The sequence below is a fragment of the Aeromonas bivalvium genome, assembly GCF_046078285.1.
GTDB classification, from domain to species: domain Bacteria; phylum Pseudomonadota; class Gammaproteobacteria; order Enterobacterales; family Aeromonadaceae; genus Aeromonas; species Aeromonas bivalvium.
In genome coordinates, this window is sequence record NZ_JBGXBV010000003.1 from 71,725 (window position 1) to 91,379 (window position 19,655).

General features: G+C 64.7%; 16 protein-coding genes and 1 pseudogene. 11 read left to right on the forward strand and 6 right to left on the reverse strand.

The genetic code is table 11. The features are described from left to right. The first annotated feature begins 75 nt into the window (after positions 1–75). The 6 genes from rng to tldD all read left to right on the forward strand — a co-directional run bounded on the left by rng (position 76) and on the right by tldD (position 8,740). On the forward strand, positions 76–1,545 hold the full coding sequence (gene rng, locus ACEUCR_RS09755) for a ribonuclease G (RefSeq protein WP_042001162.1): 1,470 nt from the start codon (positions 76–78) through the stop codon (positions 1,543–1,545). Next, the gene (locus ACEUCR_RS09760; RefSeq protein ID WP_408789790.1) at positions 1,545–5,444 is read left to right on the forward strand and encodes a YhdP family protein; all 3,900 of its coding nucleotides are present in this window, start codon (positions 1,545–1,547) and stop codon (positions 5,442–5,444) included. Before rng ends, ACEUCR_RS09760 begins: the two co-directional genes overlap by 1 nt. Positions 5,445–5,478: 34 nt before the next feature. After that, positions 5,479–5,811: a Dabb family protein gene (locus ACEUCR_RS09765; protein ID WP_408747052.1), complete on the forward strand. Its 333-nt coding sequence runs from the start codon at positions 5,479–5,481 to the stop codon at positions 5,809–5,811. After that, positions 5,808–6,395 carry a nucleotidyltransferase domain-containing protein gene (locus ACEUCR_RS09770; RefSeq protein WP_408747053.1) on the forward strand — a complete coding sequence of 196 codons (588 nt, stop codon included), beginning with the start codon at positions 5,808–5,810 and terminating at the stop codon, positions 6,393–6,395. Before ACEUCR_RS09765 ends, ACEUCR_RS09770 begins: the two co-directional genes overlap by 4 nt. 19 nt (positions 6,396–6,414) lie before the next feature. Next, entirely contained in the window at positions 6,415–7,221 is an 807-nt protein-coding gene (locus ACEUCR_RS09775) for a carbon-nitrogen hydrolase family protein (protein WP_408789793.1), read from the forward strand. A 70-nt stretch (positions 7,222–7,291) separates the two neighbouring features. Then, a complete protein-coding gene (gene tldD, locus ACEUCR_RS09780) occupies positions 7,292–8,740 on the forward strand; it encodes a metalloprotease TldD (protein ID WP_408789796.1) in 1,449 nt (482 codons plus the stop codon). A 93-nt stretch (positions 8,741–8,833) separates the two neighbouring features. Here the strand turns inward: tldD and ACEUCR_RS09785 are convergent, their stop codons facing one another. Continuing rightward, a complete protein-coding gene (locus ACEUCR_RS09785) occupies positions 8,834–9,517 on the reverse strand; it encodes a MarC family NAAT transporter (RefSeq protein ID WP_408789799.1) in 684 nt (227 codons plus the stop codon). Between the two features lie 289 nt (positions 9,518–9,806). Further along, positions 9,807–11,123, reverse strand: a complete 1,317-nt coding sequence (locus ACEUCR_RS09790; protein ID WP_408789802.1) for an MFS transporter — start codon at positions 11,121–11,123, stop codon at positions 9,807–9,809. Positions 11,124–11,275: 152 nt separating this feature from the next. Here ACEUCR_RS09790 and ACEUCR_RS09795 point away from each other — a divergent pair, with 152 nt between their 5' ends. Then, positions 11,276–11,992: a Dph6-related ATP pyrophosphatase gene (locus ACEUCR_RS09795; protein ID WP_408789805.1), complete on the forward strand. Its 717-nt coding sequence runs from the start codon at positions 11,276–11,278 to the stop codon at positions 11,990–11,992. Between the two features lie 88 nt (positions 11,993–12,080). Here ACEUCR_RS09795 and ypfJ read toward each other — a convergent pair whose 3' ends face one another. After that, a complete protein-coding gene (gene ypfJ / locus ACEUCR_RS09800; RefSeq protein ID WP_042001140.1) occupies positions 12,081–12,947 on the reverse strand; it encodes a KPN_02809 family neutral zinc metallopeptidase in 867 nt (288 codons plus the stop codon). A gap of 79 nt (positions 12,948–13,026) precedes the next feature. After that, entirely contained in the window at positions 13,027–13,311 is a 285-nt protein-coding gene (locus ACEUCR_RS09805; RefSeq protein ID WP_042001137.1) for a hypothetical protein, read from the reverse strand. A 146-nt stretch (positions 13,312–13,457) separates the two neighbouring features. Between ACEUCR_RS09805 and ACEUCR_RS09810 the strand changes: the two genes are divergently transcribed. Next, the gene (locus ACEUCR_RS09810) at positions 13,458–13,979 is read left to right on the forward strand and encodes a GNAT family N-acetyltransferase (protein ID WP_042001135.1); all 522 of its coding nucleotides are present in this window, start codon (positions 13,458–13,460) and stop codon (positions 13,977–13,979) included. Between the two features lie 130 nt (positions 13,980–14,109). Here the strand turns inward: ACEUCR_RS09810 and ACEUCR_RS09815 are convergent, their stop codons facing one another. Beyond that, entirely contained in the window at positions 14,110–14,286 is a 177-nt protein-coding gene (locus ACEUCR_RS09815) for a hypothetical protein (protein WP_084205547.1), read from the reverse strand. Between the two features lie 493 nt (positions 14,287–14,779). On the opposite strand from ACEUCR_RS09815, the gene ACEUCR_RS09820 reads away from it, so the two are divergent. Further along, a complete protein-coding gene (locus ACEUCR_RS09820) occupies positions 14,780–15,250 on the forward strand; it encodes an Lrp/AsnC family transcriptional regulator (RefSeq protein WP_042001133.1) in 471 nt (156 codons plus the stop codon). Positions 15,251–15,421: 171 nt separating this feature from the next. On the opposite strand, the pseudogene ACEUCR_RS09825 reads toward ACEUCR_RS09820, so the two are convergent. Next, positions 15,422–17,374, reverse strand: a pseudogene (locus tag ACEUCR_RS09825) (LTA synthase family protein); the annotation flags it as partial. Positions 17,375–17,623: 249 nt separating this feature from the next. Here ACEUCR_RS09825 and ACEUCR_RS09830 point away from each other — a divergent pair. After that, the gene (locus tag ACEUCR_RS09830; RefSeq protein ID WP_042001131.1) at positions 17,624–17,896 is read left to right on the forward strand and encodes a DUF2442 domain-containing protein; all 273 of its coding nucleotides are present in this window, start codon (positions 17,624–17,626) and stop codon (positions 17,894–17,896) included. Positions 17,897–18,020: 124 nt separating this feature from the next. Continuing rightward, positions 18,021–19,631, forward strand: coding sequence for an alpha-amylase family glycosyl hydrolase (locus ACEUCR_RS09835; RefSeq protein ID WP_408789807.1), 1,611 nt, complete (start codon positions 18,021–18,023; stop codon positions 19,629–19,631). Positions 19,632–19,655: the final 24 nt, after the last annotated feature.

A 19,655-nucleotide genomic window follows, 5' to 3' on the forward strand; every position in this document is an offset into this window, starting at 1 on the left:
GTTCTGCCCCGTTACCTCCTCCGCCCTGCGCCGGATGGCTGCCCAGAATTCAAACTAGAACAGACAAGGTAACTTATGTCGGTAGAACTGCTGGTGAACGTCACCCCCTCGGAGACCCGGGTTGCCCTGGTCGAAAACGGCCTGCTGCAGGAAGTGCATGTGGAACGCCAGGCCAAGCGCGGCATAGTGGGCAACATCTACAAGGGCAAGATCAGCCGGGTGCTGCCCGGCATGCAGGCCGCCTTCGTCGACATCGGCATGGACAAGGCCGCCTTCCTGCACGCCTCCGACATAGTGCCCCACACCGAATGCGTGGCGGTGAAGGAGAAGGAGCAGTTCCAGGCGGGTAACATCGCCGAGCTGGTGCGCCAGGGGCAGGACATCATGGTGCAGGTGGTCAAAGACCCGCTCGGTACCAAGGGTGCCCGCCTCACCACAGACATCACCCTCCCTTCCCGCTACCTGGTGTTCATGCCGGGCAGTGCCCACGTCGGCGTCTCCCAGCGCATCGAGTCCGAAGCGGAGCGGGAACGCCTCAAGCGTACCGTGGCCGGCTATGTGGACGATCTGGGTGGCTACATCATCCGCACCGCCGCCGAAGGGGTGGGGGAGCAGGAGCTGGAGCAGGACGCCGCCTTCTTGAAGCGCCTGTGGCGCAAGATCCTCGAGCGCAAGCAGAAGTACCCCCCCTGCAAGATCCTCTACGAGGATCCCAGCCTGGCCTTTCGGGTGGTGCGGGACTTCGTCGGCGCCGAGCTCGACAAGATCCGGGTAGACTCGCGCCAGAGCTTCGAGGCGCTCAAGCGCTTCACCGAGGAGTACGTGCCCGAACTGGCCGGCAAGCTGGATTACTACGCAGGCGAGTCCCCCATCTTCGATCTCTACGATGTGGAGAACGAGATCCAGCGCGCCCTGGAGCGCAAGGTGGAGCTGAAATCCGGCGGCTACCTCATCATCGACCAGACCGAAGCCATGACCACGGTGGACATCAACACCGGCGCCTTCGTCGGCCATCGCAACCTGGAAGAGACCATCTTCAACACCAATGTCGAGGCGACGGCGGCCATCGCCCGCCACCTGCGGCTGCGCAACCTCGGCGGCATCATCATCATCGACTTCATCGACATGCAGTCCGAGGATCACCGCCGCCGTGTGCTCCACAGCCTGGAACTGGCGCTGGCCAAGGACAGGGCCAAGACCAACGTCAACGGCTTCTCCCAGCTCGGCCTGGTGGAGATGACCCGCAAACGGACCCGCGAGAGCCTGGAGCACGTGCTCTGCTCCGAGTGTCCCGAGTGCAAGGGACGCGGCCGGGTCAAGACGGTGGAGTCGGTCTGCTTCGAGATCCTGCGGGAGATCATCCGGGTCAATCGCGCCTACGACGCGGATCAGTTCACCGTCTACGCCGCCCCGGCGGTGTCCGACTATCTGCGGGGGGAGGAGTCCCACAGCCTGGCGGAGCTGGAAGTCTTCATCGGCAAGCAGGTGCGGGTCATCAGTGAACCCCTCTGCGGCCAGGAACAATTCGATGTGGTGATGATGTAGTGATCTATCGCTGGTTGAGTCGGGGCTGGCTGGCCCTGGGCATCTTCTTCGTACTGCTGGCCATCCTGGTCAGCCTGGTGCGGGTAGGGGGGCCTTTGCTCAACCAGCATCGTCAGGCCCTGCTCGACCAGCTGCTCGGAGGCACCCAGCTCGAGGCCAGCGTGGCCGCTGTGGGGCTGGACTGGACCCGGCGCGGACCGGCGCTGACCCTGAGTGACTTCACCCTGGCCCCGGATTCGGGCCGTTTCTCCCTGCGCCTTGGCAAGGTGTGGGCCCACCTCGACGTCTGGCAATCCCTGCAACGGCTCAGGCCTGTGTTTGGGGAGTTGCAGCTCGGCGACGGGGACATTCACCTCGATCTGAGCCAGCCGGCCGACGCCAGCCCGGCGCGACCGGATGGCCAGCAGCGCGCCCTGCTGCGCTTCCTGCTGACCCAGCTCGACACCTTCGATGTGCACGACACCCGCGTCAGCGTCACCACGGCGCTGGGGGCAGTGCGCGCCCTCAATGTGGCGAGCCTGCGCTGGCAGAACAGCGGCAGCCGCCATCAGGGGGTGGGCAAGGCCTACCTGGTGGAGGGGGTGGGGGAGAGTACCCTCGACCTTATCGTCGACGTGACCACCCCCTCCCACCGGCTCGATCGGCTGGAGGGGCAGATCTATCTGGGGGCAAACCGGCTTAATCTGGGGCCCTTGCTGGCCCGCATTCACCAGGGCGACCCCAGGGTGGAGGGCCAGCTCGACTTCCAGCTGTGGAGTTCGTTCGCCGACGGCCGGCTGGGGGATTCCCTGCTGGCGTTTGGCGATAACTACCTCATCTGGCAGGACCCCAAGGGTGAGGCCCACCGCCTCGGCCTCAAGGATGGCAAGGTGCAGCTGCGCCGGGACGGGGATGACTGGCAGCTCGCCAGCCACGAGATGACCTTCAGGCTCGACGGCGAGCCCTGGCTGCGCAGCCGGCTGCAACTGGAGCGGATCGGCAACCGGATCCAGGGCTATGTGCCCTCGGTGGATCTGGCGCAGATCGCCAACCTGAGCCAGCTGGTCTCCGCTCTCTACCCTCGCCTGACCGAGACCCTCAAGCAGACCCGGCCCGAGGGGCAGCTGCAGGATCTGGTACTGCAGGCCGATGGGGACTGGCAGGGGCTCTCCCTGAGCGGCCGGCTCTCCCACCTCAAGGTGAACGCCTGGCAGGACGTGCCAGGGGTGGGGGATCTCAACGGCGAGTTCTGGCTCACTCCCGACGGCGGCAGCGCCCGGCTAGGGATGAGCCAGGACAAGCTGGACCCGGCCCGCCACTTCAAGCGGGTCATTCCCATCGACGATTTCTCGGCGCGGCTCGACTGGTGGCAGGCGCCACAGGGCTGGGTGCTCTACGGTCGGGACATCGCCCTGGACAACCCGGACCTGACCCTCGCCAGCCGTTTTCGACTCGAGCTGTTCGAACACCCCTTCCTCGCCCTGACCGGGCGCATCGACGTCAAGAATGCCGCCCATGCCGACGGCTACTTCCCCTTGCAGGTGATGGACAAGAGCCTGGTGGACTACCTGAGCGGCGCCATCCAGGGGGGGCAGGCCAAGGGGGCGGATCTGCTCTGGTACGGCGAGTTCAAGGACTTCCCTTATGCCAGGGGCGAGGGCATCTTCCAGGTGGCGGTGCCCCTCAAAGGCGCCCGTTTCCAGTTCGATCCGGACTGGCAGCCCCTCACCGATCTGCAGATTGACTTGCTGTTCCAGAACGCCAGCCTCGACATGCGCAGCCGCGCCACCCGGCTTGGCAAGGCGAGTTCCGACGATGTCCATGCCTGGATCCCGGATCTCTACCCCGGGGCCCACCTCCTGATCGACGCCAGGGTCGCCGGAGAGGGCAAGGCCATCAGCGACTATCTGCAGGCGTCTCCCCTGAAGGGCACGGTGGGACAGGCCCTGAGCGAGCTGGAGGTGCGTGGTCCCCTCAGCGGCAGCGTCAAGCTGGACATCCCTCTCGATGGCGAGGGGGAGGTGAAGGCCGAAGGCCACGCCGATTTCAACAACAACCGGGTGCGGGTGGCGGCCCTGGATCTGCCCCTGACGCGGGTGCAGGGTCGGCTCGACTATGACAACGAGCAGACCCGTTTTCGCGGCCTCAAGGCCAGCCTGTGGGATCAGCCCCTGACCCTGGATTATCTGGGCAAGCAGACGTCCGGGGGATATAGGGTCGACCTCGACCTCAAGGGGAGCTGGGACAGCGCCCGTCAGCCGCCGCAGATCCGCAGCCTTGCCATCTTGCAGGGGCGCAGCGACTGGCGTGGCAAGCTGGTGCTGAATCTGCCCGAGGGCAAGCCGTTCAACTTCCAGCTCGGCCTCGACAGCAACTTGCAGGGCATGGCCCTCACCCTGCCCGACCCCCTTGCCAAGGAGGCGGGGGCGCGTCAGCCCCTCAAGGTGAGCGTGCGCGGCCAGGAGGGGGTGGCCGAGATCCACGGTGCTCTCGGGTCGGACGTGGCGCTGCAGAGCAGCCTGGTCTATGGCGAGGCGAGCCCCTACCTGCGGCGGCTGCGGCTGGACGTGGGACGGGCCGGCAACCGGGTGCTGCGGGACAAGCCCATGGTGATCGCCATCAATCAGCCCGGCGCCGATGTGGCGGGCTGGCTCGCTGCGCTCGGCCGCTGGCTGCCGGCACGGGCCGATGGCGCCACCGCCCTGGTGGGGCCTGCCTTCCTGCCCCAGGAGTGGTGGGTGGATGGCCAGCTCGCCCAGGCGCGCCTTGGCACTGCCCTGCTCAAGGCGGTGCAGTTCACGGTCGGCCCCGTGGCCGGGGCCACCGAGGTGATGATAGACAGCCCGGACGTGATGGGGGTGGTGCGCATCCCCCTGGCTGGGGGGCAGCCGGTGGATGCCAGGTTCGCCCGCATCCACTGGTCCGGCAGCAGCCAGGATCTGCGGCCCAAGGCCGACGCGAGCCAGGACAGGGCCATCATGGCCGCCGTGCCCTGGCTCACCTTCAATTGCGTGGATTGCCGCTTCGGCGAGCTGCCCCTGGGCTCGATCAAGGGGGAGCTGGTGCCCTCCGCCGGCAAGGTGAGCCTCAAGGGGCTGGAGATGGCGCTGGCCAACAGCCGTCTCAGCGGCAGTGCCGACTGGCTCGCCACGGCCAGCGGCATGGAGACCCGGGTCCGGCTGGAGGCGAGCAGCAAGAACAGCGAGCTGCTGCTCAAGCGGCTCGGCTATACCTCGCCCATCGGCGATGCGCCGGCCAAGGCCAAGGCGAGCCTTCGCTGGCAGGATGTGCCCTACCGCCCCCAACTCGGGAGCCTGGCCGGCAAGGTCGACTATCAGCTGGAGGGGGGCACACTGCGGGAGGTCAACGACAAGGGGGCGCGCCTGCTCTCCCTGCTGAGCCTGGACTCCTTGCTGCGCAAGCTGCGCCTCGATTTTCGCGATGTGTTCGACAAGGGCTTCTACTTCGAGTCCATGTCCGCCAGTGCCGACATCAGCCAGGGGGTGGCCCGCAACAATGACTTCTACATGAAGGGCGCCGCGGGTAATCTCAGGGGAGAGGGGGTGCTGGATTTCATGCGCTGGCATGTGGACTACGACCTCAGCTTCTCCCCCAACCTGGGGGGCACGCTGCCGGTGGTGGCGGCCTTCTCCCTGACCCCCATCACAGGGCTCTATGTGCTGGCGCTCTCCAAGCTGCTCGAACCCGTGGTGGACGTGATCACCCGCATCGATTTTCGGGTCTCGGGCCCCATCGATGCCCCCCGCTTGATCGAGGCGGGCCGCAACCGGGCCATGATCAAGCTCAATCAGGAGCAGAAGCAGGCGGTGGACGCCGTGGCGCCGACCCTGGCTCCCGAGAGTCAGGAGGTGAGCCCCTTCCTGCTCAATCCCAAGCATGATGGCCCGTCCCAGCGCTGAACGAGCGGCCCGGCACCATCACAAGGAGTGAGCCATGATCCGACATATCCTGCTGATCGCCTTCAAGCCGGACACCCTGCCTGCCCAGATAGACGCGGTGCGTACCGCCTTTCTCGCCATTCCCCATCAGGTCAGCGGCGTGACCGCCGTGGAGTGGGGGGAGAATGACAGCCCGGAGGGGAGGGATGATGGCTTTACCCACAGCGTGCTGATGACCTTCGCCGACGAAGCAGCCCGCCAGCGCTATCTGCCCCATCCTGATCACGATGCCCTCAAGGCCATCTTCCGTCCGGTGCTGGAGCGAATCATTGTACTGGATTACACCCTGCAGGCGGGGGATCGGGTTGTGTCAGAGGGGCCGTTATGATGGTGGATGAGCACTGGGCTGCCATCCCGCCACTGCAGCGCGCACTGCTGGAATCGGTTATGAAACATGGCGCAGCCCATCCTGCGATTGATGCCGGGGTAGTGGTCGGGTCGCTCGCCAAGGGCAAGGCAGACCGGGTATCCGATGTCGATCTCTTGCTGCTGGCCGAGCCGGGCTTCCATAAGCAGGGAGACGAACTGGTGCGCACCATTGTGGGGGATCGGCTCATCTTTCACTGCTGGCAAGGAAGACATGAAGAAGTCTGTTCATACTGGCGTTTCATCTTCCTCGACATGTCCAGCATCGAGATCCATATCCTTGATCGGGGGGCCGAGTTCCCTCTTGCCAAACCTTACTTGCCACTGTTCGATAAAACTTCCTCTCTTGGTGCGCTTGAGGTATCTGGCCCTGCCCCAAGCCATTGGGACTTTCCTGCCTATATGGCCGAAGGGGATGGCCTGGTGTGGGAGTTGTTCGATTGTCTCAAATGGGCGGAACGGGGCCAGCGTGGCTTGGTCCGGCATCATCTTCGCAAGCTGCTGGCCGAGATGGATAAAGACCCGAATATTGTGGATCGCGATTAACGCGGACAAGGAGAGAGTCATGTGGTTAGCCGCAATACAGCTGGTATCTGGCCGTCACTGGCAGGATAACCGGGAGCAGATCGCCGCCGAACTGGCGGCCTTGCCTAAAGAGCGGCCGCTGTTGGTACTGCTGCCTGAGAACTTTGCCCTGTTTGGCGAACGGCAGGGCTATCTGGACGGGGCAGAGGCCCTGGGAGAGGGGCCCATCCAGGCCCAGCTGGCCGAGTGGGCCCGTGACCACGGCATCTGGCTGGTGGCGGGCGCCATGCCGACCACCATCGCCGATTCCGACCATATCCACACCAGTACCCTGGTGTTCGACCCCAGCGGCGAGCTCAAGGGCCACTACCACAAGATCCACCTGTTCGACGTGGACGTGGCGGACAACCACGGTCGCTACCGGGAGTCGGAGACTTTCAGTCCTGGTCAGGAGTGCGTGCTGGTGGACTCCCCCTTTGGTCCCCTCGGCCTCTCTATCTGTTATGATCTGCGCTTTCCCGAGCTCTATCGTCAGCTGGCTAGGGCCGGCGCCCGGGTGCTGCTGGTGCCCGCCGCCTTCACCGCCGTGACCGGTGAGGCCCACTGGGAGCCGCTCTTGCGGGCCCGCGCCATCGAGAACCAGTGCTATGTGGTGGCCGCCAACCAGGGGGGCACTCACGAGACCGGGCGCCAGACCTGGGGCCACAGCATGGTGATCGATCCCTGGGGCCGGGTGCTGGCGAGCAAAGAGTCCGGACGCGGCACCGTGCTGGCGAAGATGGAGCTTGGGCTTATCGACGAATTGCATCGCACCATGCCAGTGCTGACCCATGCCCGTTTGTTGTGATGGTGTGGCTTGTTGCCAACCCGTCGGCAAGACGATTTAAAACAGCTCGTTACGAGAGTGGAGAAGAAGATTGAGTCTATTGAGCCAGGTTAGTGCCTCCCTGTTGGCCCCGAACGATCTTGACGAAGGACGCCTGCAGCAGCTGCTCGGCAGCCTGATGAGTCATCAGGTGGAGTTCGGCGATCTCTATTTCCAGCGCAGCTGGCACGAGTCCTGGATGCTGGAAGATGGCATCGTCAAGGATGGCAGCTACAACATCGATCAGGGGGTCGGGGTGCGCGCCGTCAGCGGCGAGAAGACTGGCTTCGCCTACTCGGACGAGCTGAGCCTGCGGGCCCTGACCCAGTCCGTCACCGCCGCCCGCGGCATCGCCGCCGCAGGGGGCGAGGGCAAGGTGAAGGCGTGGGCCAGAACCTCCGCGAACCTGCTTTATCCGGCCCTGGATCCCCTGCAGACCCTGGACAAGCACCAGAAGATCGCCCTGCTCGAGCAGATGGACAAGTTCGCCCGCAGTCTGGATCCTGCGGTGAGCCAGGTGATGGCCTCCATCAACGGCGTCTATGAGGAGATACTGGTGGCGGCCACCGATGGCACGCTCGCGGCCGATGTGCGCCCCCTGGTACGGCTCTCGATCACTGTGCTGGCGGAGCGGGACGGGCGGCGCGAGCGGGGCAGCGCAGGTGGGGGTGGCCGTTTTGGCTACGACTGGTTCCTGGAGCTGGATGGCCTCGAGAGCCGTGCCTTCGGCTATGTGCGCGAAGCCGTGCGTCAGGCCCTGGTCAACCTAGATGCCATCGATGCCCCGGCCGGCACCATGCCTGTGGTGCTCGGTGCCGGCTGGCCCGGTGTGCTGCTGCACGAGGCGGTGGGTCACGGCCTGGAGGGGGACTTCAATCGCAAGGGGTCGTCCGCCTTCTCTGGCCGCATCGGCGAGCAGGTCGCCTCCAGGCACTGCACCATAGTCGATGACGGCACCTTGCCGGGGCGTCGCGGCTCCATCTCCATCGATGACGAGGGGACGCCGGGGGGCTACAACGTGCTGATCGAGAACGGCATCCTCAAGGGCTACCTGCAGGACAAGCAGAACGCCCGCCTGATGGGGGTGCCGCTGACCGGCAACGGCCGGCGCGAATCCTACGCCGCCCTGCCGATGCCGCGCATGACCAATACCTACATGCTGGCGGGCCAGTACGATCCGGCGGAGATCATCGCCTCGGTGAAGAAGGGGATCTATGCCCCCAACTTCGGCGGCGGCCAGGTGGACATCACCTCAGGCAAGTTCGTCTTCTCCGCCTCCGAGGCCTACCTCATCGAGGATGGCAGGATCACCGCCCCCATCAAGGGCGCGACCCTGATCGGCAACGGGCCCGAGGCCATGAGCCAGGTCTCCATGGTGGGTCACGACCTTGCCCTGGATCGCGGGGTCGGCGTCTGTGGCAAGGAGGGGCAGAGCGTGCCGGTCGGGGTCGGCCAGCCGACCCTCAAGCTGGATCAGCTCACAGTGGGCGGCACTTCCTAGCCTGCATTGTCCCCAGGCGGCGTTACCCGTTCCCGTCAAACCCCGGCACTGTGCCGGGGTTTTGTCATCTATGGGGGTGAAAAACCGCCCCAGTCAGTCGAGGGGGGCGGGCTTGGCAGGGGCGCTCTGGGTCACGGGGGGGCCGTGGAACACGGGATCCTGGGCGACCTCCTTGACCCCGTTGATGCAGAACTGCATGCCCATGCACACCAGCAGGAAGCCCATGATGCGGGTCATGGCGTCGATGCCGGTGGCGCCGAGCAGCTTGCAGACCGGATCCGCCAGTTTCAGTACACCCCAGCTCAGCAGGCTCATCAGGGCGAACGCCGTGACCATGGCGGCGTAGATGACGACGCGGTTGGTCTCGGCGGGCAGCTCGGCAATCTGGGCGGCGCCGCTGATCACCAGGGCCATGGTGCCCGGGCCGCACATGCTGGGCATGGTAAGGGGCACGAATGCGATGCTCTGGTTGATGTCGGCGTCATCCGCCTGGGCGGGGGCGGGGAACAGCATGCGAAAGCCGATGAAGGCGATGATGAGGCCACCGGCCAGGCGCAGGCCGGGGATGGAGATCCCGAACAGATCCAGGATGGAGGAGCCGATGAAGAAGCTGACGCAGAGGGTGGCAAACAGATAGAGGGCGGCCAGGTTGATCTGGCGGCGCACGTGCTCACGGGACATGCCCTTGCTCAGCCCCAGCAGCAGGGTGGCCGTGGTGGGTGGGTTGACCATGGGCAGCAGCGCCAGCAAGGCGAGAAATACGACCTGGAAGAACATCTTGAGCCTCGAAAGAGTTGAATGGATACCAGCCCGGCAACCGCCAGGCTCAGGGGAAGGCTAGCTTATGCCGACCATGCTGAACACAGGCCATATAGTTGCGCCCCGACCAGAGTCGGGGCGCGGGGTAGCAGGCGGATTTTACCGGGATCAAAGGCGACCCGTGTCTGGGTAAATCAGGCCGCCTGTGGCACGGCCTGCCGCTGGCTGCGCTGCCTGGAGCAGAGTCGGGGCGCGGGGTAGCAGGCGGTTTTTTACCGGGGTCAAAGGAGCTCCGCGCCTGGGTAAATCAGGCCGCCTGTGGCACGGCCTGCCGCTGGCTGCGCTGCCTGGACCAGAGGAAGAGGCCGAGCAGGCAGCCGAGGGCCGACAGGGACATCACATAGTGGGAGGGCGCCAGCACGTCGTGCTTCATCCACAGGGTCACCAGCATGGGGGTGAGGCCACCGAAGATGGCGTAGGCCACGTTGTAGGAGAACGACAGCCCGGAGAAACGCACCACCGCCGGGAAGGCGTTGACCATCACATAGGGTACGGCGCCGACGATCCCCACCGCGAAGCCCGCCAGGGTATAGAGGGGGACCAGCTGCTCGGTGCCGGCCTGCAGACCGTGGTAGAAGGCGTAACTGGCGCCGGCCAGCAGCAGTGAGCCCAGCACGAAGGTGGGGCCGCTGCCAATGGCATCGATGAGGCGGCCGTAGACGATGCAGCCCAGGGTGAGGGCCAGGATGGCCAGGGAGTTGGCAGTCAGGGCATCGGCCGGGCTGACCCCGTGCAGCTTCTGCAGATAGGTGGGGGTCATCAGGATCACCACCACTATGCCGGCGGAGAGCAGCCAGGTCAGCAGCATGGAGACGATGACGCTGCCCTTGTGCTCGCGCAGCACCGTCTTGAGGGGAAGCTCCTCGGCCAGGGTCTTGTTGGCCTGCATCTCGGCAAACACCGGGGTCTCGTGCAGCCAGCGGCGCAGGTACATGGCGACGATGCCGAACACGCCGCCAAGGATGAAGGCCAGACGCCAGCCCCACTCGCTCACATCGCTCGGGCTCATGCTGCGGTTGATGGCGGTGGCCACCAGGGAGCCGAGCAGTATGCCGGCGGTCAACCCGGCGGTGAGGGTGCCGCAGGCGACCCCGATGCGGCGGGCGGGCACATGCTCGGCCACGAAGACCCAGGCGCCCGGCACTTCGCCGCCGATGGCGGCCCCTTGCAGGATCCGCAGCAGCAGCAGCAACAGGGGGGCGGCGATGCCGAGGGCGGCATAGGTGGGCAGCAGGCCGATCAGCAGGGTGGGCAGCGCCATCATGATGATGCTGAGGGTGAACATGCGCTTGCGGCCGATGAGGTCGCCGAAGTGGGCCATGATGATGCCCCCCAGCGGGCGGGCCAGGTAGCCGGCGGCGAAGATGCCGAAGGTCTGGAACTGGCGCAGCCACTCGGGAATGTCGGCGGGGAAGAAGAGTTCACCTATCACCACGGCGAAGAAGACGAAGATGATGAAGTCGTAGAACTCGAGGGCTCCGCCGAGGGCGGCAAGACTCAGGGTCTTGTAATCCTGCCGGTTGAGTGGGCGGGCATGGCCATCTGATTGGGCGGCTGTTGTCATATCCTTATGTTTCCCCATTATTTTTTCGTTATTGTTCCCCCTTGCACTGGGGTACGCTCACCCTCGAGAGTATGCTTTTGTGTCCCTGGGTGTAAATCGCGCAATGTGCAACACAGTCTTGCAATCCTGTGGTGCCATGAGGAGAGAAACGAATGAAACAACCGGATGTCGCCCCCACGCGGGTCCTGCTTTCCTGGAGCAGCGGCAAAGACAGCGCCTGGGCCTTGCATCGCCTGCGCCAGGATCCGGGCATCGAGGTGGTGGGTCTGTTTACCACCCTCAACCAGGCGTTCGAGCGGGTGGCCATGCACGGGGTGCGCAAGCAGCTGCTGACGGAGCAGGCCGAGTGCGTGGGGCTGCCGCTGCACTGCATCGACCTGCCCTGGCCCTGCAGCAACGAGGAGTATGGCCGGGTCATGAGCGACTTCATCGCGGGCGTGGTGGCCAGTGGCGTCCGCCATATGGCATTTGGCGATCTCTTCCTCGAGGACGTGCGCGCCTATCGGGAGCGCCAGCTCGCAGGGACGGGCATCAGCCCCCTGTTCCCGCTCTGGGGCAGCGATACCGCGCAACTCGCCCGGGAGATGATGGCCGCCGGGCTCAGGGCCCGTATCAGCTGCCTGGATCCCCGCAAGCTGCCAGCCACCCTGGGGGGCCACGAGTTCGATGACGCCTTGCTGGCGGCCCTGCCCGCGGGCGTGGACCCCTGCGGCGAGAAGGGTGAATTCCACACCCTGGCCCTTGATGGCCCCATGTTCCTGCGGCCCCTGGCGATACGGGTGGGGGAGAGCGTGTTGCGGGATGACTTCCTGTTTACCGACCTCCTGCCGGCAGCGCCGGATGGGGGAGTGGTCTGCCCGCCCGCCTGACGGGAGCGGGATCCCTCGGCTAACTCGCGAAGGAGAGTCTGTATGAAAGGGGCCGGATCCTGGCAGGATCCGGCCCCTTTGTCCGGGATCAGCGGGCGGCGAAGGTGTCGCAGCGGGCGGGATCCCCGCTGTCAAAGCCCCGCTTGAACCATTCCAGGCGCTGGGCCGAGCTGCCGTGAGTGAAGCTGTCCGGCACCACGCGCCCCTGGCTCTGCTGTTGCAGGCGGTCGTCGCCTATGGCCTGGGCGGCGTTGAGGGCCTCCTCCAGATCGCCACGCTCCAGCACCTGCTCCTGTTCCATCTGATGACCCCAGACCCCGGCGAAGCAGTCGGCCTGCAGCTCCAGCTTGACTGACAGCTGGTTCTGGCGCGCCTGGCTCAGCCCCTGCTGTTGCTGGCGCACCTTGGTGGAGATGCCGAGCAGGTTCTGGACATGATGGCCCACCTCGTGGGCGACCACGTAACCTTGAGCGAAGTCGCCGTCGGCCCCCAGCTTGGTCTTCATGTCCTGGTAGAAGGAGAGGTCTATGTAGACGGAGCGATCGGCGGGGCAGTAGAAGGGGCCCATCACGGCCTGCCCCTGGCCGCAGCCGGTGCGGGTCGCACCGCGGTAGAGCACCAGCTTGGGAGGCTGATAGCGGCTGCCGGCACTCTGGAAGATGGCGCCCCAGGTATCTTCGGTCGAGGCCAGCATCACAGAGGTGAAACGCGCCAGCTCGTCATCCGCGGCGGACTTGCCCGGCTGACCTGCCCCGGTTTGCTGCGACATGGATTGACCCGGATCCGGGCCATTGAGCAGGGGGCCGAGATCCACACCGTAGTAACCGGCGACCATGACCACCACCAGCAGGATCAGGCGTCCCTTGCCGCCAAGGGGCAGGCCCCCCCTGCCGCCACCGCCCTGCTGGCGGCGATCCTCGACATTGTTGCTCTCACGACGGTTTTGCCAGCGCATGTTCGATACTCCTCAATCCGGTGGGAGTTAATGATAACGGCTGTGGCGGGATCCTACCCGTTCGAGGTGGCGTACCGGCTCACTCGGCCCAGGGCATCTCGGGCAAGGTGTCGAGGAATTGCGCGTAACGCTCGACATTGAAGGGGCCCTGATCCGCTTCCATGGCCATCAGCTCGGCGCCCAGGGCACAGGCGATGTACTGCAACGCCTCCTCCCGCGGGGTGCCCTTCATCACCAGTCGCATCAGGGTCGCCTTGACCTGGAGCGGGTGGCCATCGAGCAGCTGGTTGTCGACCATCTCCAGCAGGGTCTTCTCGTCGAAAAATTCGGTGTCGTTGGCATCGTCATGGGGGGTGTCGTTCATGAGGTCATCTCGGGCTGTGTCAGAAAAGGGCGGCCAGTATAACCTGCCCGCGGGGGAGGCGTCCGATCCGAGTGAGGGCCCTTGCCATCGGCCCTTTCCGGGGGCAGTCTTGAGAATCCCATCCATGGTCTGCTGTGAGAGAACCCATGATTGTTACCGATCGCCTGATCCTGCGGGAGCTGACCTGCGCCGATGCCCCCTTCATCCTCGCCCTGCTGAGCGATGACGATTTCCACCGCTACATCGGCGATCGCGGGGTGCGCACCCTGGCCGATGCCGAGCATTACATACAGCAGGGGCCCGCCGTCAGCTATGCCCATCATGGTCACGGCCTCTATCTGGTCGCCCGCCGCAGTGACGGCGCCAAGCTGGGGATCTGCGGCCTGATCAGGCGCGACAGCCTGCCCTGCGAAGACATAGGCTATGCCTTCCTGCCCGCCTATCGCGGCCAGGGCTATGCCATCGAGGCGGCCCAGGCGGCGCTGCGGGATGGTCGGGAGCGGCTCGGGATCGCCCGGGTCATCGCCATCGTCACTCCGGGCAATACCCGTTCGGTGGCGCTGCTGGCCAAACTGGGGCTGGTGCAGAGTCGTCTGGTGAAATTGAGCGAGGATGCGGACGCGTGTCTGCTGCTGGAGGCTGCTGGAGCTGAAACCACTCTGGTCTGAGTCGTGACATGGCGACAGGCTGCACTGGCCGCTGGGAGTCTGTTGGCGGGAAGGAGGCGGATCGTTGGACAAGGGGGCCGCCGTGAGTTGCGGCCCTTGTGCATCGTGCGCTGCCGAGGGGCAGGCGGGATCAGTTGAGGTCTTCGATGGAGAACTCGCCGGCGATACCATCACAGGAGATGGCAAAACCGCCGCTGAAGCGGGTGCTGAACTGGATCAGGAACGCATCGGAATCCTGCTCTTGCGGGGGCAGGTTGATGGGTTTGCTGCGACGCAGGGGTTTGTGTGTCTGTATGGCTTTCATCATGGTATTTCTCTATATAAATTAAGTGTTTGCTCCTTGTATTTGCAAATGTCAGGTCAATGGGCGTGGTCAGATCCACGCAGGAATACCCAGCCCTGTCAGGGGCGTCTGCACTGTGTCAAGGAATGCACCAAGGACTATGCGGTTGCATAGTGTATTTGGGTGGGCAGATCGGGTCTGCACCGTGAGAGCCGGGCAACGCAGGCAGACAGCCTGACGGTTCTCAAGGCGAGTGAATCAGAAGAAGGTTATGTGGGTACTGGCAGGATTCATCGTGAGGTGAAGCATTGCGAACATAAACAGGGCTGATTGACTAGCCGGCGCACACTATGGCGGCAAGCTGGGCAAAAAGCAAACATTTATTGACGTGCATCGCCATGATGCCGACCAGCCCGGCTGCTGGGGCCTCAGGTCGTGGCCCCTGGCGTCTTGCGCGTTGTGTTTGCGGCGCTTGTCGGGCAGAGTTGGGACAATTTGATCGGTTCAAGGAGTAGAGATGAGAAACCTGGATCAGCTGGATCTGGATATCCTGGCACACCTGTTTCGTGATGCAGGCATGACCAACAAGGACTTGGCGGCCCTGGTCGGGGTGGCGCCCTCCACCTGCCTGGAGCGGGTGCGCAAGCTGCAGCAGGATGGGGTGCTCAAGGGGGCCCACTGCGAGGTCGATCACCAGGCCCTCGGCGGTCATATCCAGGCCATGGTCTCGCTGCAGCTGGCACGCCACAGCCGCCAGATCATCGACGAGTTTCGCGACGCCATCCTGCTGCTGCCCGAGGTGATCAGCCTGTTCCACATGGGAGGCAAGGATGATTTCCTGGTGCATCTGTGCGTCGCCGACACCGAGCATCTGCGCAATTTCGTGTTCGACCACTTCACCTCCCGGGAGGAGGTGGTACACCTCGAGACCTCCCTGGTGTTCGAGCACAGGTTCAGCCGCTCCCTGCCCTGCTTTCTGACTACCTGACCGCCTCGCCGACCATGAAACAACCCGCCTGCTGGCGGGTTGTTTCATGGTGCATGGCGGGCACTATCTGACAACGGTATCGGCGTCTTCTGGGGGGCGATGGAGCCCCTGCTGCTTGGTCGCTGTCTCTGTGGTGTCGGCGGTGCGATGGATCCCCTGCTGCTTGGAGGTTGTCTCTGTGGTGTCGGCGGTGCGATAGAGCCCCTGCTGATAGGCCATGCTGCCCCACAGCGCCAGCCCCAGTGCCTGCTCCTTCATGGCATCTGACTGGGGCGCAGGGCGCAGGGTCTGGGCGGTCGCGTCATAGACGAAGCCTTCGGCCGCCTGCTCGGGTTGCAGTATCACCACATCCTTGCCCCGCATCAGGGCGAAGTTCTTGTCGTACTGCATGATGGCGCGTCCGGGCCAGTCGTCCGGCGTGCGGGTCAGATCCTGGCCCAGCATGGGGTAGCTGGCACTTATGCCCATCAGGGAGAGCAGGGTCGGCGCCATGTCGATCTGGCTGACGATGCGCCTGTCCTGTTTAGGTGCTATGCCGTCCCCCACTATGACTCCGGGGATATGGAAGCGGGGGATGGGCACCAGGCTGGCGCCACCGACCCGGCTGTCATGATCGGCGATGACCAGGAACAGGGTGTCTTGCCAGTATTCGGATTGCTTTGCCTTCCTGAAGAACTCGCCGATGGCATAGTCGGCGTACTTGGCGGCGTTGTTGCGGGTCGCCTTGGGCTGTTCATACAGTTCGATGCGATCATCCGGGAACTCGAACGGATCATGGTTGCTGGAGCTGAACACCAGGCTGAAGAAGGGTTTGCCCTCCTTGTGCAGCGCCTCGAAGGTGTCATTGGCCTTGGTCATCAGATCCTCGTCGGAGGCCCCCCAGGATCCTTCGAACACGGGATCCTTGAAATCCTTCTGCTCGACTATCTGACTGAAGCCGTTGCCAAGGAAGAAGCTGCGCATGTTGTCGAAGTGACTCTCGCCGCCATAGATGAAGCTGGTGCTGTAGCCGCGCTGCTTGAGCAGGTCCGCCAGGGTGAAGAAGTTGGTCTGGCTCTTGCCAAGCTTGACCACGGCCTGGGCCGGCGTCGGGGTAAAGCCGGTGACGACCGCCTCTATGCCGCGCACCGAGCGGGTGCCGGTGGCATAGAGCTGCTCGAACGCCCAGCCCTGCCGGGACAGGGCATCTATGTTGGGGGTGAGCGGCAGGCCGCCGAGGGAGCCGACGAACTGGGCGCCCAGGCTCTCTTGCAGCAGGATCACCAGATTTTTCGGCTTGCCCTGATGGCTGGCGGGGTTGAAGCTCTGGCTCGGCAGGCTGACCGAGTCGAAGGCCGCCGCGGGACGACCGCTCTCAGCCCGGACTATCTCGATGACCCGCTCATCCGGCAGGGTGCCGTACATGCTGGCGGCATCTTCCTCGTTGCCGAGTTGCTTGATGGCAAAGAACAGGGAGTAGGAGGAGTTGACCGTCAGGGCATTGACCAGGGGATCGTCGGCGAAGGCGACCATGGCGGGATTGAGGGCCCTGTGCCCCAGACTGGAGCGGGCGCCGAGAAAGCCGATGGCCAGGATCAGCAGGGTAAACACAGGACGCAGGGACCAGCGTGGCAGCGACAGCCCGCCGAGCAGGAGCCCCGACAGACGCCAGCCACCCCAGAGGGTCAGCAGGCTGACCAGGACCGCCAGCAGCAGTTCGCCCTTGCGGCCCGTCCACAGCATGGAGAGCACCTCTTTCGGATAGATGAGGTATTCGATATAGAGACGGTTGGGTCTGACCCCGTATTCGGTGATGAAAGCGGGGGTGGAGATCTCCAGAAACACCATGAGCCAGAGGCTCAGGGTCAGCCAGACTCTCATCAGAGAGAGCCAGACCCGCCCTGCCCCGTGGGGGCCGGCCAGCAGCATGGTGAACATGGCGGGAATGCCCCACACCCAGCAGAGGGTGGCGAAGTCGACCCTGAGCCCCTGCAGCAGTATGGTGCCCCAACCATCGACCGCACTGACGCGATCCGCCTGCCAGAGAGCAAGGCCGAGGCGAGAGAATCCGAGCAGGCAGAGAGCGAACAAGGAAAAGCAGGCAAAAGGCCAGAAAGGGCCGAGCCATCGTTTGAGCTGTGTCATTAAGAGATCCTGATATAAGCCTGTATATGCCTGTTTCTTCAGACATTATTTTATTGTCGTTGGTAAGACACGGGGAAAGGGGAAAGGTTGCGTTTCATTGTCATTTAAATGGATCTTTATACCCTGCGCGCCGTTTTGCTGCGCCAGGCGGCCAGCATAAACGACTGGAAAAACTGTGATCCCGTCTGCACAGCGGGGAGGGGGGCTTGCCTATAATGGCGCCGGATTTTCTCAATCGGAGCCGAAAGGATGCCGGTCTTCATCGATGTGGAATATATGCAGGGCTGGTCTCTGTTCGTGGTGCTTTCCGACGGCACCACAGGGGTGCTGGATCTCATCCCCTGGCGCAGCCAGCCCCTGTTCGCGGCGCTGGATACGGAGCGGCGCTGTGCCCGTGTCTTCATCAATCGCCGCCACCAGCTGGAGTGGCCCTCGGGCTGCACCCTGTCGGCCCATGAGGTCTACCACCTGATCAAGCCCGTCGACGAGCGGGAGGGTTTCCCCGAGCCCGGTGCGGGCTGAGTGCGCCAGGCTAACGCCTTGAGTCAGGTAACGTTTTCAGTCACAGACCCGCCCTGGCGAGGCCGTTATCATGGCCCCAGGCTGGCGCATTTTGCGCCAATCTCACCACAGCGGGAAGATAACAATGAAACAAGGATGGTTGCGCCATGGCGGCCTCATCGGGGCCGCCCTGTTATTGACTGCGTGCGGCAGCGGGGGATCCGGCAGCGAACCCCGGCCCCCCTCGGCCAATCCGCCCCCAGCCCCGGCCAGTCGCGCCTGCTACGGCAATGACCAGCCGGCCTGCAACCTGCGCACCTATCAGGTGATGGTGGAGTCCTTCGTCGACGGCGACGGCAGCGCCAACTACGGCGTCGGCTACGGCCCCTCCCGCCACAACGGCGATCTGCAGGGGATCATCGACAGCCTGGATCACATCAAGAGCCTCAACGTCAACGCCATCTGGCTCACACCGGTGTTCGACTCCTGCGCGGGGCAGGGCGGGGACGATCGGCTGGATGCCACCGGCTACTTCGCCTGTGACTTCTTCAACGTGGACCCCCACTTCGGCAGCAATGCCCAGCTCAAGACCCTGGTGGATGAGGCCCACCAGCGCGGTCTCTACGTCTTCCTCGACGGCGTGTTCGGCCACGTCAGCAAGGTGGGAGTGAGCAAGCCCTCCCCCGAGGGGCGATTGCCCGCCCTCAAGAGCGGTGGCGCCGGCTACCCGGGCCAGCTGGTGGATTACGGCCAGCCCGAGAGTCTGGCCTACTTCAAGGAGGTGGCCCGCTACTGGGTCCTGCAGTACGGCATCGACGGCTGGCGCCTCGATCAGGCCTATCAGTTGGGGCTGGATGACTGGCGCGCCATTCGCGCCGAGGTGGCGCGGGCCAGCGCGGCGCGCAAGGCCGCCGGCCAGCAGTGGGGCACCCTCGGCTATATGGTGGGGGAAGTGTGGAAGGGGGCCGACGAGATCCGGGCCCAGGCGTACGGGCCGAGCGACAACCCGGCGCTCTCTTCGGCGTTCGACTTCCCCCTGCGCTACGGTCTGGTGCAGGCACTGGCGGTGGAGGAGTCCGGCAAGGGCGGGCAGGGGGCCAGCGTGCTCGACGCCAGCTGGAACAAGGTGGAGAACTACCCCGACCACGCCATGCCGAACCTGATGCTGGGCAACCACGATCTGGTGCGCTTCGGCGATCTGCTGGAGCGCGGCAACTTCAATCCGGCGGACTACTGGCAGCGCCACAAGGCGGCCTTCAGCTTCCTGGCGGCCCGCTCCGGCCCCATCACCCTCTACTACGGCGAGGAGTTCGGCGACGAGGTGCCTGGCTTTGCCAATCAGGTGGGGGGCGACTGTGCGGCCCAGGGGCTCTGTGACGATCATGTGGCCCGCAGCGACGGCAAGGTGCCCGGTGTCACCGGCTTCGTGCCGAGCACTGAGCAGAGCGACCTGAAGCAGTGGCTTGGCCAGCTGATGGCCCTGCGCGCCGCCCACCCCGCCCTCTATCAGGGGGAGCGGGTCAAGCTGGTGGCCGAGGGCAGCGTCTATGGCGACATCAAGCAGACGGCGGGCGAGCAAGTTGTCTACCTGCTCAATGTCTCCACCACGCCCCAGAGCTACAGCCTGCCTCTGGCCAAGCTGCGCAGCGGCAGCACCCTGGTGGATCTGCAGAGCGGCGAGCGCCTGGCCATGGGGGGTAGCAGCTTGACGGTGGACCTGCCGCCCCTCACCGGCCGCTTTCTGCGGCTGGAGTGAACAAAAAAGGGCCCTGATGGGGCC